The organism is Aeribacillus sp. FSL W8-0870 (assembly GCF_037963755.1).
In the GTDB taxonomy this organism is placed as follows: Bacteria; Bacillota; Bacilli; order Bacillales; family Aeribacillaceae; genus Aeribacillus; species Aeribacillus composti.
Genome location: NZ_CP150165.1, coordinates 745,049 through 760,922, shown reverse-complemented (window position 1 = coordinate 760,922; position 15,874 = coordinate 745,049). Strand labels below are relative to the sequence as shown.

Genomic DNA, 15,874 nt, shown 5'->3' with positions numbered 1-15,874 from the left:
ACACCCCCGTATTTTGTATTAATTTTTTATTTTTTTCATCACATTGTTCGTTCCGCGGCCGAAATAGTTTACCAATTTTTTATACTCTTCATAATACAAATTATATTTTTCTACGTGATCCTGTTTCGGATAAAAAACTTTGTCTTTTAATTTGGCCATATTTGCTGCTGCTTCTTCGATCGTATCGTATCCACCTAGTTTTGATCCTGCAGCAACAGCTCCGAACATTGCAGCTCCGATGGCTGATGTGATTTTGTTAGATGCGATCTTGATTGGTCTTGCCGTTACATCTGCATATATTTGCATGAGCATTTCATTTTGATGAGGCAGTCCGCCGCATGCAACCAATTCATTAATTTCGATTCCTGCATTCTCAAAGCTTTCAATGATCAAGCGTGTCCCGAATGCTGTTGATTCAATTAATGCACGGTAAATTTCTTCAGGTTTTGTATTCAGCGTAAGACCGACTAATAAACCTGACAAATTGGCATCAACTAACGGAGTTCTATTTCCATTATGCCAATCCAATGCCAGCAATCCTTTTGATCCTGGAGGCAATGTGCTGGCTTTTTGTTCCAAATATTGATGAATAGATAGATTTTTGGCCTCCGCTTCTCTTTCGACATAACCCGGCACAAGCTCTTTGACAAACCATGCAAAAATGTCGCCAACAGCAGCCTGGCCTGCCTCATATCCGTAGTAGCCAGGGATTATTCCATCTTCGACGACTCCGCTGATTCCTTCGACAAACTCTTCTTTTGTGCTTAACAGCATATGACAGGTGGAGGTTCCCATAACCATAACCATGCTTCCAGGTGCGGTAACTCCTGCACCTGGAACAGCAGCATGAGCATCTATAATTCCAATGGCAACCGGTGTTTTTGGTTTTAGTCCAATTTTTGCTGCAAACTCTTCCGTCAGCTCGCCAGCCTTGCTGCCGATCGGAACCACTTCACCCGACAGTTTTGTTTCATAAATATTTTCCATCAATGGATGAAGTCTTTTTAAAAATTCTTTTCTTACATAGCCTTCCTGTTTATGCCACATTCCTTTATAGCCGGCAGAACAGCTATTTCGTTTCACTTCACCGACCATCAGCGACGTCAGCCAATCAGCTGCTTCAAGGAACAATGCCGCTTCATGATAGAGCTCCTCACGATCATGTATAATTTCTAATATTTTCGGCAGCATCCATTCTGACGAAATTTTTCCACCATAACGCTTTAACCATTCTTCATTCGACTCGCTTGCTAATTGATTAATTGTATCTGCTTCTGGCTGCGCTGCATGATGTTTCCATAATTTTACCCATGCATGCGGCTCGTCTTTCCATTTTTCCTGAAAACATAATGGTGTTAATTGTTCATCGACAGGCAGAATTGTACAGGATGTAAAATCAATTCCTATGCCGACGATATCATCTTTGCTCACCCCGGAATCCTCTAACACTCTCGGGATGGACGTTTCCAGCACATCTAAATAATCTTGCGGGTGCTGAAGAGCTGTACTGTTTTTCAGCTTCTTCTGCTTATGAGGAAGAGTTTCCGTTATGACTCCATGTTTATATTGTGTGGAATGAGTACCAGCAACCTCACCAGTTGCAACATCTACTAAGACAACTCTTCCAGATTCAGTCCCAAAATCTACTCCGATTGCGTATTTTTTCATAAGCATCCCGTTCCTTTGTTACTTGTTATTTATAGATCGGCCCAAAGTTTTTACATGCTCTGTAATCAGCGCCTTCAAGATCTTTTGTTCCAAACATGCTCCAAGCATCTGGTCTGAATATTTTTTCCTCAGGTACATTGTGCATATTTACCGGAATGCGAAGAATGGATGCCAGCGTGATTAAATCGGCTCCAATATGACCATAGCTGATGGAACAATGGTTGGCTCCCCAGTTATTCATAACCGAGTAAACATCTTTAAATGCACCTTCTCCGGTTAGATTCGGAACAAACCAAGTGGTAGGCCAAGTTGGATCGGTCCGTTTGTCAAGCACGTCATGAACTTCTTCCGGCAAATCAACCGTATATCCTTCTGCAATTTGCAGAACAGGACCCAGCCCTTTAACAATATTTAAGCGCGAAATCGTTACAGGCATGCCGCCTTTTGTTAAAAAGTCAGTTGAATATCCGCCGCCTCTGAAGTATTCAGTTGAAGCAGGTCTAAATTGTGTTGCTTCCAAGCATTTTTTAATATCTTCATCTGTCAATTCGTAGTATGGTTTAATAACTGGTTTGCCGTCTTTTGTTTGTTCTCCTGTTCCATCCAATGCAGCCGCTCCAGAATTAATTAAATGGATGATTCCGTTTGCCGCTCTCCCTTCAAGAGTATAGCCAGTTACCCGCTTGACAGCCTCCGGACTCCAATAAGTTCTCACGTCGGCAAAAATTTGCGCCGTATTAGTTAAAAGGTAGCCGAACAACATGGAAATGCCGTTCAAGTTATCATTTTCCGTTGCAAAAATATATGGGGCTCTTTTTCCGTTCCAGTCAAAAGATGAATTTAAAATCGTTTCCATAAAATCTCCATTTGGGAAATAGTCGGTCCATTGACGCTGTCCTTGGAAACCAGCAACAATGGCGTTTCTTCCTAGAGCTTCTTCTCCATATCCCATTTCTTCTAATTTTTTATTGCCAACCATTAAGTCGCGTGCGATAAGAGCCATTTTTACGCTGATTTCCCAATCTTTTTCCTTCTGCTCTTCTGTTCTTTTAAAGTCGTCGCGATTGTTGTCCGGACCAACTTTACAGTTTTCCTTCACCCATTTTAAGGCTCTTTCATATTCCTCTTTATCGTAAATTTCCAGTTCAATTCTGCGCACGAATTCGCTCATATCCACATATTCATTTCTCATTCCAAGATAGTTTTGGAAAAAGTCTTCTTGCACAACACTTCCTGCAATTCCCATTGATACAGATCCAATGGAGAGATAAGATTTACCCTTCATCATAGCAACAGCCAGTCCTGCTTTTGCAAAACGAATGAGCTTCTCTTTTACATCTTCAGGTATATTCGTATCTCCTGCATCTTGAACATCCTTACCGTAAATTCCAAAGGCAGGAAGTCCTTTTTGGTTATAACCTGCTAGAACAGCAGCTAAATAGACAGCGCCAGGTCTTTCTGTTCCATTGAATCCCCAAACTGCTTTCGGAATGTGAGGATCCATATCCATTGTTTCCGTTCCATAGCACCAGCATGGAGTAACAGTAATCGAAACGCCAACGCCTTCTCTTGCAAACTTTTCAGCTGCTTCTGCCGCTTCTTTTACTCCTCCAATACATGTATCTGCAATCACACATTCCACTGGCTGTCCATTATAATAAAAAACATTTTCCTCCAGTAATTTAGCTACAGCTTTTGCCATGTTCATTGTTGTTTCTTCTAATGATTCACGAACTCCTTTTCTTCTGCCGTCGATCGTCGGGCGTATTCCTATCTTTGGTAGATTTCCTACATATCGTGGATCTTTTGCCATCTTTCATTCCTCCTGTATGTTATTTATTTAATGATTGCTAGAAATGATTTATAATGTTTTTCCCAATGATCACAGTTTTCGGGTTCATATGTTTTAAAGCTAAAGGAGTTGGTAACAATTTTTCTTGCTTCTTCTAAGTCTGCAATTTCTCCAAGGGCAATTAATTGAGAAAGCATATTGCCGATTGCGCTGGCTTCCACCGGCCCTGCATAAACGGTACGCTTTGCGGCGCCAGCAATAAATCGACAAAACCATTTGTTTTGTATTCCCCCGCCTCCCATATGAATCGACCGGATGTTATGGTGGATTAAATTTTCCAGCCGTTCGATCACGAAACGGTATTGAAAAGCTAAGCTTTCCAATATACATCTCAAAAATTGCCCTTTCGTTTCCGGAATAGGCTGCGAAGTTTTTTGACAATAATCTTGAATGGCTTTCAGCATACTTGGCGGGTTAAAAAACGATGGATCATTTGGATTTATAAAAGAACGGAACGGTTCTGCTTCTTCTATCAGCCGGCTTTCTTCTTCATAGGAGATGCCTTCGCCATTATCGTTCCATTCTTTTTTACACTGTTGAATAAACCATAAGCCGGTATTGTTTTTTTGCAAACGGAACTTCCCGTCAAATGTTCCTTCATTTGTGAAGCCCCATTCATAAGCTTCATCTGAAACAACCGGCTTTTCCACCGTGACACCGATCAGCACCCATGTTCCGCAGCTCATAAAACAGCTTGTTTGATCATTTTGGATCGGCATGGCACCTAAAGCACAAGCTGTATCGTGTCCTGGAACCGCGATGACATTGGCCGGATCGATCCCTAATTCCTTATTAATAGATGCTTTCGTTTTGGCCAAAATGCGATTCGTTTCTGCCAGAGGTGCAAAATTCACCTTATCTGCAAACAGCTTATTTAAAATCGTCTCATCCCAATCTTTTTTTTCCCAATTTAATAGTTGAGAAGTCGACGAGATTGTAAATTCATTTTTGATTTCCCCTGTAAACAAATAGGCGAACAGACTCGGTGTCATTAATATATATTTTGCCTTTTCTATTAGCTCAGGCCTTGTTTTCAAAATCGCATACAGCTGATAAAGCGTATTGATGGCAGCTGGCTCTACGCCAGTCATTTGAAAAAGTTTTTTCTTATCTATCTTCTCATGGACTTCATCCATAAAGAGAACGGTATGTGTATCCCGATAAGAATACGGGTTTTCTAATAGATCTCCTTCCTCGGAAATGAGACCGAAATCTACTCCCCACGTATCAAAACCAATTCCATCGATCCTTTTTCCATAAACCTCGACAAATTTTTTTATTCCTTTTTTCATTTCAGTAAATAAGTAGTTTAAATCCCAATGCAAATGATCTCCGATCGTGATGGGGTTATTTTGAAAACGGTGAATTTCTGTTATGTTTAATTTTTTATTTTCATATTCTCCGAGTATTAATCGACCATTCGAAGCACCCAAATCAAAAGCTAGTACTCTTTTCATGTCATACGCACTCCCGTAAAATAAGCCTGTTTATGACTTCTTCTTTAACAGACTGGCCCGATACTTTTCGGATGATAAATTTCGTAAATCTTCGCACTCTTGTTCCGTTAAAATTCTCGGAGTACCGACAGTTGAAGCGATGGTAAATACTTTGGCTGATTCTTCGGTTAATTGCATATAAAAAAATGCTTCTTTCATCGTTTTGCCGACTGTGAGCACCCCATGATTCCTCATCACAATGACATCGCTGTCATGGATGACTTCTCCAACAGCTTCTGCTAAAAGATTGGTTGTAGGAATAATATAATCTAAGTAGGAAACTTTCTTTACCATTGCAGGAAAATCGGGGAAAAGCATTGGGATATCTTTCCCTGCACTAGAGACTCCAACAGAGTAGCTAGGATGCGCATGCAACACTGCATTGATTTCTGGATTTCGCCGAAAGCATTCTAAATGCATGAGCAATTCGGAGGAAGGTTTTAAATCTCCAAAAACTTCTCCAGTGTCAATTTTTACTTTAACCCATTGATCATCTTCAATCTCCTTTAAATCAAAGCCGCTTGGTGAAATGTACATGTATTCACCATCACGCATGCTGAGATTTCCACCGGCTCCAACAACTAAACCAGCATCTACAATTTTATGTGCATATTTTTTTAGTTCTCCGATTACTGATGACATTAAATTCCACCTCTAGTATATGTTTATCATCTTGAAAACAATTTTTAAGTTTCGTTTCACCCTGTTTTTATGAGCTGGTTAATCTTTTTCCCCTTCAAGTATTTGTATAACTGGGGCTGCAAAATGCATCCCCAGCTTTCAGGTTATTATTCGTAAATGGCAGATTTAATTTCTTCATTATCAAGATTGGTTTTGTCATACCAATAGAATCCTGTGTCAATAACCTTTTCTACTTTCTCGCCATTGATTGCTTGAACAGCAGCTTTTACTGTTTCATAGCCGATACCGACCGGATTTTGTGTAATGGCTCCTGCCATTGTACCGTCTTTAATCGCTTCAATTTGCTGTTTACCAGAGTCAAAGCCGATGACAACAATTTTGCCTTGTTTATTCATTTCTTTTACTGCATTAATTACACCGATAGCTGAACCTTCGTTTGCACCATAGATCCCTTTTAAGTCAGGGTGCGCTTGGATGATTGCTTTCGCTAAGTCTGTAGATTTTAATTGGTCACCGTCGCCATATTGAATGTCGACAATTTCAATATCTGGATATTTTTCTTTTATTCTCTCAACAAATCCATCTCGGCGGTTAACACCAGTTATACTTGTTTGGTCATGAACAATTAGCGCAACTTTTCCTTTGCCTCCAATTTTTTCAGCCATTTTGTCTGCCGCTAACGCTGCAGCAGCTTTGTTATCTGTAGATGCAGTTGCCAAAGGAATATCGCTGTCAACCCCTGAGTCAAATGCAATAATCGGAATACCTTTTTCATCCGCTTCTTTTAATAAAGGAATTGATGCTTGGCTGTCTAGAGCAGCAAAACCAATTGCATCCGGCTTTTTATCAATAGCTGTTCTTAACATTTCAATTTGTTTGTCGACTTGAGATTCACTTTCTGGACCTTCAAACGTAATTTTTACGTCAAAATCTTTTGCTGCTTGTTCAGCACCTTTTTTAACAGCTTGCCAGAATTGATGCTGGAATCCTTTAGAGACAATAGCGATATAGGGTTTTCCACTGTCGCCTCCTGCGGATTCAGAGCTTCCTTCGCTCTCGTTTTTCGAGGAGCTTCCGCATGCTGACAAAATGAGCGACAACATTAAAATACCGCATAGAGTTAACAACCATTTCTTCACTGAATTTTCCCCCTTATAATTTTTTTATTTTTTAACTCTAGTTTGTAACTAGAGATAAAAAACGGAATTTAACTGCTTTTGCCTCGACGGATAATATCGATATAAACTGCAACCAAAATGACAAATCCAACAACAACTGTCTGCCATTCTTGAGGGATTGACATAATTCTCAAACCGTTTGTTAATACGCTCATAATAAGAGCCCCAATAACTGTTCCTAAAATAGTTCCTTTACCACCACTTAACGAAGTCCCTCCGATAACGACAGCTGCAATTGCTTCCAACTCATACCCGGCTCCCAAAGCAGGCTGTGCTGAATTAAGCCTTGAAGCCATTAAAACTCCTGCTATTCCTGTAAACACACCTGCAACCGTGTAAATGATGATTTTCCATTTATCCGTATTGATACCGGATAATCTTGTCGCTTCTTCATTGCTTCCAATAGAAGTTGTAAAGCGGCCAAAAATAGATTTCGTTAATAAAATTCCTGCAATAATTGCCATAATAATGAAAATTAGGACACCGTTAGGCAAATTAAATCCTGGTATAATTGAACCTAATGCAATTTCACTGAAGCTAGGTTTATCACTAAAATAAATTGGAGTTGCATCTGAAATAACAAGTGCTAATCCTTTCGCGATCATCATCATCGCCAATGTTGCAATAAATGGAGGAATTTTTAATTTTGAAACACTGAATCCGCTTATAAATCCCATTAATGCACCAGTCAGAATTCCGCCTAAAATGCCGACTATAATTGGCAAATCCCAAAAGACGATAAATACCCCTGTCATAACAGCACATAGCGTCATTCCTGTACCAATGGAAAGGTCAATTCCTCCAGTCATAATAACAAATGTAGTTCCTAACGCCATGATTCCGATAACTGTCGTTGATAATAATATCCCAGTAATATTAGTCCAATTTAAAAAGTTATCGGAGGAAATGGTAAAAAACAGAATAAGTACAATTAAACTAGCAAATGCCAATATTTGTTGCAGTGCATTGGATTTTAATAGATTTCCACTCTTTTTTGTTTCTGTGTTAGGTGCAGTTCCTGTACTCATATTGATCCTCCTCGTTTTGTATTCCAAATCCTTTTGACATAAATGATACTTAAATCGGACTCCAATTTATGATCTAGTTCGTGTTGCATAATCCATAATCTTTTCTTGAGATGCTTCTTCGTTTGTCAACTCTCCGGTGATTCTTCCTTCACACATGACGATGATTCGATGGCTCATTCTTAATATTTCCGGTAATTCGGAAGAAATCATAATAATGGATTTTCCTTGCTGAGCCAGTTCATTTAGCAGCTGATATATTTCAGTTTTCGCCCCAACATCAATTCCGCGTGTAGGTTCATCAAAGATTAAAATGTCGCAGTTTTTAGCAAGCCATTTGGCAATGACAATTTTTTGCTGGTTTCCTCCCGATAAATTCTTCGCTAGCTGTTTGATGCTTGGCGTTTTAATTTTCAGCGACTTTACATACTCTTCTGATGTTACATATCCTTTTGAGTCATTGACAAAGGTCAGCCAATTCACATAATTGCTCAGTGAAGAAATTAAAATATTCGAATTCACGTCCATTTCAAGCATTAAGCCATATCGTTTTCTGTCCTCAGACAAATAGGCAATTCCGTGTTTTACTGCATCTTCAGGCTTATTGATTTTCACTTCTTTTCCATTGATAAAAATTTGCCCTTCATCGATTTTGTCAGCACCGAAAATGGCTCTTGCTACTTCTGTGCGTCCAGCTCCCATTAAACCGGCAAAGCCCAAAATTTCTCCTTTTTTCAAAGTAAAGCTGATATTTTCTAAAAAGTTTTTGGTCGATAAGTTTTTCACTTCCAGGACTGTTTCAGCCTCTTTTGAAACCGTCGTTGTAGGGCGAGATTCATCCTGGATGTGACGGCCTACCATTAACGAAATTACCTTTTTCATATCTGTATCTTTCGTATATAACGTGTCGATGTATTGACCGTCACGCATGACTGTTATTCGGTCAGAAATGACTTTCAATTCTTCCATTCTGTGTGAAATATAAATGATGCCAACACCTTTGTTTTTTAAATTTTCAATTAAATCAAATAATGTTTTAATTTCAGATTCCGTCAATGCGGCAGTTGGCTCGTCCATCACGATAATTTTCGCATTGTAAGATAACGCTTTCGCAATCTCCACCATCTGCTGCTTTGCCACTGTTAAATCTGATACTGTTTCTTTAGGATTTAAATTAATATTGAGTTTCTCAAGCAACTCGGCTGTTTTTTCATTCAATTCCTTTTCCTTCAAAAAGAAATTAAATCCGGTGCGAGGCTCCCTGCCAATAAAAATGTTTTGGGCAACCGTTAAATCAGGCATTAAATTTAGTTCTTGGTGTATAATGCTAATGCCCATTTCCTGTGCTGCTTTCGCATTAGGAATTTCAACTTTGTTGCCTTCTAAGTAGATTTCACCTTCATCTTTTTGATAGACTCCAGACAAAATTTTCATTAAAGTCGATTTCCCAGCACCATTTTCGCCAACTAATGCTAGAACTTCCCCATAATTTAAATCCAGTCGAACTTTTGATAATGCCTTTACTCCAGGAAAACTTTTGCTTATCCCTTCCATTCTTAGTAATTGAGCTGACATCCTATCACCTACTTTACGTAACTGTCATTATCCGTCCTGAATTTTTGTTCCACTTTTACATTAATAAGATTTTTCAGATTTTTTCGCGGATTGATACTGCTTCCAATCATTTAAAAACCCTTTTAACCCGATATTTGTAAGATCTGACGCAAACATTTTCTTAAAAATATAAAATGGCATCGTTACAGCATCTGCGCCTGATTTTGCAAGATCAACGACAACCTGCGGATTTCGGATGCTTGCTCCAATAACTTTCGTTTCCGCATGCATTTGATGAATAATTTCTTTTGCCTCTTTAATAAATTGCAGCCCGTCAATCGCATGATCATCCATTCTTCCGATGTAAGGGCTTATAAAATCCACCCCTGCTTTGGCAGCTAATACAACTTGAGGCAGTGTATAAATAAGAGTCATATTCACCTTTATGCCTTCCTGTTTCAATTGATAAGCTGCGGATAATCCTTCTTCAGTCATCGGGAGTTTAATGACAATATCTTTTCCCCATGTGGACATTTCTCTCCCTTCAAGGATCATTTCTTCAGCTGTTTCTCCTGTTACCTGGCACCAGACTTCTCCATTAATTTTGGAGGAAATATCCACAATAATTTGCCGAAACTCTCTATTTTCTCTTGAAATAATGCTTGGATTTGTTGTAATCCCTGCTAAAAATCCATATTTTGAAGCAAATTCTATTTCTTGTTCATTTGCGGTGTCTAAATAAATGTCCATGATTTTCCCCCTTTCTCGCACAATTGTTTGTACATTTATTCAACCCCGTTCCATTGATTAAAAATCGGCTCCACTTGTTTATAAACTTGTTCAAACGCTTTCAAAGCTGTTTGATAAGATTGATGGTTGTGTTGATCTGGTTCAAATGATTCAGCTTCAACACACCAAGCTTTCGCTGCTGTCAAATCTTTCAGAAGGCCTACTCCTACACCGCCTGCAACCGCAGCGCCCATTGAGGTCGTTTCATCCAAAATTTTCGGTATACGGATGGTAACACCGAAAAGATCAGCCAGCATTTGCCGCCATATTCTGCTTTTCGCTCCGCCTCCAAACAGCCATATGTCTTGAAATGGCCGATCATAATTTTCTTGCAGAGCATCGAAAATAAGTTTTAAATTCATTGAAATCCCTTCCAAAACAGCACGAATCAAATCAGAACGTTTATGATTGATCGTTAATCCTATGAAACTGCCTTTTGCGTTTGGATTCCACCAAGGAGACCGCTCCCCCATTAAATACGGAAGAAAAATCAATTGATTGGAGCCGATTGGTGAGCTTTCAGCCTCTTCATTCATCATTTCATAAATATGCTTCGCTGCATCCGTTTTCAAAACGTCTTGAAACAGTATGTCTCTTAACCATTGAAAGGAAGTCCCTGCTGCTTGCATCGTTCCGATGGGAATATATTTATTTTCATCCAAATGGATAAAATTGAATGTCCGCATTTCTTGATCAAAAACTGGACGAGATGACGAAAATGAGATCCAGGAAGAAGAGCCAATGTAATTAAAAATATCTCCCTCATCAATCGCACCTGCACCTAATGCAGCACAGCACCCATCTGCACCGCCCATTACAACAGGTGTACCAGGCATCAGACCTGTTTCTTCCGCCGCCTTTGAATGAACTTCACCAACAACCGCTGTTGAAGGCAAAATCTCAGGCAATTTTTCATCATCAATTTGCCATAATTTTATTAATTCTTCCGACCACTCTTTCTTTTTAATATTTAATAGATTCGTGCCGCTTGCATCAGAATAGTCGGTGGCAAATTTACCCGTTAGTTTAGCAATTATATAATCTTTTGCTTGTAAATATTTAAATGTTTCTTTATGAACAGCTGGTTCATTTTCTTGAATCCAATTAATTTTTGCTGCAGAATAGGATGGGGATAATCTGTTTCCAGTAATTTCATAGTGTTCTTTCATTCCTATCTTTTCTGCAATTGCTTCTGTTTTTTGCGCCGAACGCATATCAGCCCAAATAATTGCATTTCTTACAGCTTCTCCTTTATGATTGACTGGGACAGCCCCCATCATCTGGCCGCTGAACGTAATGCATGCAATTTGTTTCGGATCAATTTTTGCTTCTGAAATAAGTTGTTTTGATGCATTTGCCACGGCATCCCACCAATCATTCGGATTTTGTTCAACCCAATGCTGCTTCAAAAAAATGGTGGAATATTGATAGGTAGTATGAGCTATGATTTCACCGTCCGGCGATATTAATGTGGATTTATTTCCGCTTGTCCCAAGATCATGAGCAAGAATAAATTTTTGCACCATATTGTCTCCACCATCCTATCGCTTCCATCTTGAACGGAAAATGTACTAGTTTCCCAATGAAATCTATTATGAAATGACACCTTTTTTTAAAATGATATTGGCATAAAGCGCACTCTCGCTCGTTGCGATAATTGCATAAGCATTTTTGGCTCTTTCATAAAAGCTGAATCTCTCCATAAATTCTATATCCCATGGTTCGGAACATTTTTTCTCCAGAAGTTTTTTATATTCGTCCCAAATGGCCGGTTTGCTTTCATTTTGGTTTACTACTTGCATGAGAGCCACCGGTTTATCCACAAAAGTATCCAACGGAAACAAATCTAAGATAGAATCCAACAGCTCAGGAACACCATGTCCGTCAGCTCGAACCAATCTTTGAGCAAAATTTGCTGCCGGAAAATTCCCGTCTGCAATGACAATTTCGTCACCATGGCCCATTTCCATCAAAATTTTTAACAGCTCAGGAGAAAGATTCTTTGGAATACCTTTTAACAACGCTTACACAACCTTTGTTTATTTTTGTTTGTTTTTATATTATCAAATATACCAAAAAAAATAAAGAGTGTTATTATAAAAAATTTTTTGTTTTTTTTGTTTTATTTTGAAACAATTTGACTCCTTTTACGATAAAGGAACGATTGTGATTTTTGTGTTTTTTCCCTCAAACTCTTTTTTATATGCTGGATGGATATTGGAATCTGTAATAATTTCGTCCACTTTCTCAATATGATTGATTAAAGCGAACGTCCGAACGCCAAACTTGCTGGAGTCAACTAGTAAAATGGTTTTATCTGCTATCTCCATCATTTGCTTTTTTATTAATGCTTGCCATTCATTCGAATCGCTGAGACCGCCTTCAAGATGCACACCTTTGCAGGATAGGAAAGCTTTATTGACATGGTATGTTTCCAAAGATCGTTCTGCGAGAGGACCAATATACGATAACGATTTTGAAGAGAGCATTCCGCCGGTTGACATTACTTTAATTTGATCTTTGACACTTAATTCAATTGCTACTCTAATGGAATTTGTTATAACTGTTAGCGGTACATTCGGCAGTTCCTTTGCCATATACCATGCCGTCGAACTTGCATCTAAAACAATCTGGTCTCCTGGCTGTATGAGCTTAACTGCTTCTGCTGCGATTGCTTTTTTTTCTTTGGCATTTGTGACTTCACGTTCTAAATAGGACAATTCGAGCTGCTGGTCTCTTTCAATGCTGACCGCTCCCCCGTGGCTGCGCAGAAGCCTCCCTTCCTTTTCCAGCTTTTCTAAATCTCTTCGTATCGTCTCCTCCGTGACTGAAAACATTTTGCTAAGCTCCGATACTCGTACACTTAATTTTTTGTTAACGATTTCAACTATTTTCCTATGTCTTTCGGCTACAAGCACCTTGCACGTCCCCCCAATATGTTCAAAAGTTTTTCAATAGTTATCAGAAAATAATATACCACATTACCACAATATGTCCTAAAGATTTCAAGCGCTGCCAGAAAATAATATACCACATTATAAAATGAATCATTAAATCATTGTCACCAATATTTTTAGCGAATCAAACTCAAAGCAGTTTTCTCACAGCGCATCTATTATCTTTTAAAGCGGAAAAGGTTTTTATGCCCTTTTCCGCTTTCCGGAAACCTCCTGATGGTTAAGTCTCCGTACGTTGTTGAAGGGGGATGACCTGCTGCAATGATTAAATCTTTCTTATTCACGAATTCGTTATAATAACCGATAACTGTTATGTGGAGAATTTTCATGAAGAGCAATGGCCAATAGGCTATTGCTCTTTTGTATTGTCGAAAGATTATCTAGTAAATGCCGCCGGAACACCTCCGTCAACTGTGATCATGCATCCTGTTGTTTTTTCAGCTTTAGAAGATGCAAAAAATGCAATCGCCTCTGCAATGTCTTCAGGATACACATTTACTAATAATGTTGTTCGTTTTTTATAGTAATCTTCTAATTCATCCGGTGAAATTCCATAAGCTCTTGCACGCTCTTCACGCCACTTGGAATCCCATATTGCAGAGCCTTGAAGAACGGCATCCGGAAGAACGGAGTTTACACGTATTCCGTATTGGCCGCCTTCAGCAGCAATACATCTTGCCAAATGAGTTTCAAGCGCCTTTGCAGCACTGTAAGCAGCCGCATTCTTTCCAGCATAAATTGAATTTTTCGAGCCAACAAATACCATATTCCCGCCAATACCTTGCTTCTTCATTTGTTTAAACGCTTCGCGAGCTACTAAAAAGTATCCTGTACCAAGAACGTTCATATTTAAATTCCATTCTTGCAAAGTTGTTTCATCGAACGGACTGGATGTAGCAAGTCCAGCGTTGTTGACAATAATATCGACTCCGCCGAAGGCAAGGGCAGCTTCTTTAAAGGCAGCTTGCACTTCTTCCTCTTTTGTTACGTCCATTTTGACGGCAATCGCACGTTTTTCGCCATATTTTTCGTTAATTTCTTTAGCTTTTTCCTCTGCTCCTTCGATGTTTAAATCAGCAATGACAACATGTGCGCCTTCGCTGGCTAGACGTCGGCACGTCGCACTGCCAATTCCTCCTGCACCGCCTGTGACAAAAGCCACTTTGCGCGAAAATTCTGCTTCTGGCGGAGCAAGCGTTAATTTGTAGAGCTCAAGCGGCCAATATTCTACATTATAAGACTCATTTTCGTTTAATGAGACGAACTTCCCGAGCGCATCTGTCCCTTTCATGACAGCGATGGCGCGATGATAAAGAGCTCCGCTGATCCTTGACATTTTTTCGTTTTTCCCTGTATTCACCATTCCAATACCAGGAATTAAGATTACTCTAGGGGCAGCTTCAAACATTTTGTCCCCTTCGTTTTTGTTCCGCTCAAAATAAGCTTTGTAGTCTTTTTTATAATTGGAAACTCCTTCTTTTATTTTTTCCTTTAATTGCTCTTTATTTTCTGTTTGCGGATCCCATTCGATGTATAAAGGAACCCGCTTCGTGTGAACTAAATGATCAGGGCATGCTGCGCCTATTTGAGAAAGTTCTTTTGCGTTTCGACTGTTAACAAACTGAAGAACATCCTCTCCGTCATCCCAAGTTAAAATCATTTTTCTTTCATCGCTTACAGCACCGCGAATAACTGGCAGTATTTCCGCTAGGATTTCTTTTCTTTCATCTTTGGAAAGGGCTTTATATTTTAATCCGCCAAATGCTTTTTCTTCATCGATTCGCTCTTTTATATAGTTTTCTGCTTCATTAATAATAGAAATCGTTTTTGCATAGCATTCCTCTGAAGTATCGCCCCATGTGACTAAGCCGTGTTTTTCCATCAACACTAACTCTGCATTCGGGTTGTTTTTCACGCCTTCAGCAATCATTTTGGAAAGCGTAAATCCAGGACGCACGTAAGGCACCCAAACAAATCGGTTGCCGTAAATCTCCTCAGCAATTTGCTTTCCGTTGTCCGCACAGCAAATGCTGATAATCGCATCAGGATGCGTGTGATCAACATGCTTGAACGGAAGAAATGCGTGCAGCAAAGTTTCAATCGAAGGGCGTGGATGCTTGTGATCAATCATGCAATGAGATAAATAAGCTACCATTTCTTCGTCGGACATTTCATCTCGTTCTATAAGCGGGCGGATATCGTCCAATTTAAGTCCTGTAAAATTGTGCGCTTTCATTGTCGCTAAATCTGAACCGCTTCCTTTTACCCACATGACTTCAATTTCACGGCCGCGGAAATCGCTTTCAATTGTTTTCATTGAAGTGTTGCCTCCGCCCCAGTTGCATACAGCGCGATCAGCTCCGATTAAATTGGAACGGTAGACTAACTGTTCTAAACCTTCCGACAATTTCTTAGCTTTTTCTGAATCCCACAAACTTTTGACCATCTGTTGACCTCCATTTTTGTTTTTATTTATTTTAAATATAACATATGATTGTTTATTATTGAATATATTTTTTTATTTTTGTTTTTTTGTTTTGAATATTTTATTTATAGCTAAGGTTTGAAATGTATATTGTTTACTTGTTGATTTCACGTCTATTATTTTGGGATTTTTCAATCAAGGGAAAAATAAAAGGTAAATCAACATAAAAAAAGGGATCAAAATATGAAGGGAATATAATCAGGCAGGATCATATAGTGGCTCTCTTTT

Annotated in this window: 12 protein-coding genes; all 12 read right to left on the bottom strand. The window is 39.1% G+C overall.

Annotation, left to right across the window (positions count from 1 at the left end; all coding sequences use genetic code 11):
- Positions 1-18 precede the first annotated feature (18 nt).
- The gene (locus tag NSU02_RS03725) at positions 19-1,668 is read right to left on the bottom strand and encodes a ribulokinase (RefSeq protein WP_130156712.1); all 1,650 of its coding nucleotides are present in this window, start codon (positions 1,666-1,668) and stop codon (positions 19-21) included.
- Between the two features lie 25 nt (positions 1,669-1,693).
- Entirely contained in the window at positions 1,694-3,481 is a 1,788-nt protein-coding gene (locus tag NSU02_RS03720; RefSeq protein WP_094245159.1) for an L-fucose isomerase, read from the bottom strand.
- Positions 3,482-3,504: 23 nt separating this feature from the next.
- Positions 3,505-4,977 carry a rhamnulokinase family protein gene (locus tag NSU02_RS03715; protein WP_339194299.1) on the bottom strand — a complete coding sequence of 491 codons (1,473 nt, stop codon included), beginning with the start codon at positions 4,975-4,977 and terminating at the stop codon, positions 3,505-3,507.
- Between the two features lie 30 nt (positions 4,978-5,007).
- Complete coding sequence (locus NSU02_RS03710; RefSeq protein WP_339194297.1) at positions 5,008-5,658, bottom strand: class II aldolase/adducin family protein; 651 nt, start codon at positions 5,656-5,658, stop codon at positions 5,008-5,010.
- A gap of 146 nt (positions 5,659-5,804) precedes the next feature.
- A complete protein-coding gene (locus NSU02_RS03705; RefSeq protein ID WP_339195662.1) occupies positions 5,805-6,761 on the bottom strand; it encodes an ABC transporter substrate-binding protein in 957 nt (318 codons plus the stop codon).
- Positions 6,762-6,865: 104 nt separating this feature from the next.
- Positions 6,866-7,864: an ABC transporter permease gene (locus NSU02_RS03700; protein WP_063389247.1), complete on the bottom strand. Its 999-nt coding sequence runs from the start codon at positions 7,862-7,864 to the stop codon at positions 6,866-6,868.
- Positions 7,865-7,930: 66 nt separating this feature from the next.
- The gene (locus tag NSU02_RS03695) at positions 7,931-9,436 is read right to left on the bottom strand and encodes a sugar ABC transporter ATP-binding protein (protein WP_327873231.1); all 1,506 of its coding nucleotides are present in this window, start codon (positions 9,434-9,436) and stop codon (positions 7,931-7,933) included.
- A 60-nt stretch (positions 9,437-9,496) separates the two neighbouring features.
- Positions 9,497-10,165, bottom strand: coding sequence for a transaldolase family protein (locus tag NSU02_RS03690; protein WP_066246789.1), 669 nt, complete (start codon positions 10,163-10,165; stop codon positions 9,497-9,499).
- A 35-nt stretch (positions 10,166-10,200) separates the two neighbouring features.
- The gene (xylB, locus tag NSU02_RS03685) at positions 10,201-11,730 is read right to left on the bottom strand and encodes a xylulokinase (RefSeq protein WP_339194294.1); all 1,530 of its coding nucleotides are present in this window, start codon (positions 11,728-11,730) and stop codon (positions 10,201-10,203) included.
- A 66-nt stretch (positions 11,731-11,796) separates the two neighbouring features.
- Positions 11,797-12,225 (bottom strand): RbsD/FucU family protein, encoded by a 429-nt coding sequence (locus NSU02_RS03680; protein ID WP_063389250.1) that lies wholly within the window; start codon positions 12,223-12,225, stop codon positions 11,797-11,799.
- 126 nt (positions 12,226-12,351) lie between these two features.
- A complete protein-coding gene (locus NSU02_RS03675; RefSeq protein ID WP_066246791.1) occupies positions 12,352-13,122 on the bottom strand; it encodes a DeoR/GlpR family DNA-binding transcription regulator in 771 nt (256 codons plus the stop codon).
- Positions 13,123-13,537: 415 nt separating this feature from the next.
- On the bottom strand, positions 13,538-15,607 hold the full coding sequence (locus NSU02_RS03670; protein ID WP_339194291.1) for a bifunctional aldolase/short-chain dehydrogenase: 2,070 nt from the start codon (positions 15,605-15,607) through the stop codon (positions 13,538-13,540).
- Positions 15,608-15,874 lie beyond the last annotated feature (267 nt).

Bases quoted from the DNA above. Each gene is read 5' to 3' on its own strand.
- NSU02_RS03670 (WP_339194291.1), bottom strand. From the start codon at position 15,607: ATGGTCAAAAGTTTGTGGGATTCAGAAAAAGCTAAGAAATTGTCGGAA.
- NSU02_RS03725 (WP_130156712.1), bottom strand. From the start codon at position 1,668: ATGAAAAAATACGCAATCGGAGTAGATTTTGGGACTGAATCTGGAAGA.
- NSU02_RS03710 (WP_339194297.1), bottom strand. From the start codon at position 5,658: ATGTCATCAGTAATCGGAGAACTAAAAAAATATGCACATAAAATTGTA.
- xylB (WP_339194294.1), bottom strand. From the start codon at position 11,730: ATGGTGCAAAAATTTATTCTTGCTCATGATCTTGGGACAAGCGGAAAT.
- NSU02_RS03715 (WP_339194299.1), bottom strand. From the start codon at position 4,977: ATGAAAAGAGTACTAGCTTTTGATTTGGGTGCTTCGAATGGTCGATTA.
- NSU02_RS03700 (WP_063389247.1), bottom strand. From the start codon at position 7,864: ATGAGTACAGGAACTGCACCTAACACAGAAACAAAAAAGAGTGGAAAT.
- NSU02_RS03720 (WP_094245159.1), bottom strand. From the start codon at position 3,481: ATGGCAAAAGATCCACGATATGTAGGAAATCTACCAAAGATAGGAATA.
- NSU02_RS03690 (WP_066246789.1), bottom strand. From the start codon at position 10,165: ATGGACATTTATTTAGACACCGCAAATGAACAAGAAATAGAATTTGCT.
- NSU02_RS03705 (WP_339195662.1), bottom strand. From the start codon at position 6,761: ATGTTGTCGCTCATTTTGTCAGCATGCGGAAGCTCCTCGAAAAACGAG.
- NSU02_RS03695 (WP_327873231.1), bottom strand. From the start codon at position 9,436: ATGTCAGCTCAATTACTAAGAATGGAAGGGATAAGCAAAAGTTTTCCT.